Source organism: Neisseria sp. P0009.S007 (genome assembly GCF_051962515.1).
The window spans coordinates 1-395 of the sequence record NZ_JBQCVF010000929.1 but is presented as its reverse complement, the minus strand read 5'-3'; the positions used below and the strand labels follow the sequence as shown (position 1 = coordinate 395).

At 55.2% G+C, this 395-nt stretch carries 1 protein-coding gene; it reads right to left on the bottom strand.

All coding sequences use genetic code 11. The annotated features are described in order from the left end of the window. On the bottom strand, positions 1 to 395 hold a 395-nt coding region (locus ACTHS3_RS17160; protein WP_440368660.1), incomplete at both ends, for a 3'-5' exonuclease.

The following is a 395-nucleotide window of genomic DNA, read 5'->3' as shown; positions in this document are numbered from 1 at the left end:
GGTTATGGATAAGCTCGCCTGCTTCGCTGGTTTCGGCTTTAGCGCGGTAGCTTTCAATCATATCCATGAAGGCTTGCAGGTGTTGGCGGTTGGTGTTGTTCAGCAAAGCAAGGGCTTCTTCGGTTTGCGCGGCTTCATACAGGCTGCATTCGTGTTCGTGCGCGTAGGTGTTGAGTTTGCCCAACGTTACATCGCCGATACCGCGTTTGGGCGTGGTGACGGCGCGCAGGAAGGCGGGATCGTCGTTGGGATTGGCAAGCAGGCGCAAATAGGACAAAACGTCTTTGATTTCGGCTTTGTCGAAAAAGCTTTGTCCGCCGGAGAGTTGGTAGGGAACACGCGCGCTGCGCAAGGCTTCTTCGAAAATCCGCGCCTGATGGTTGCCGCGGTATAAC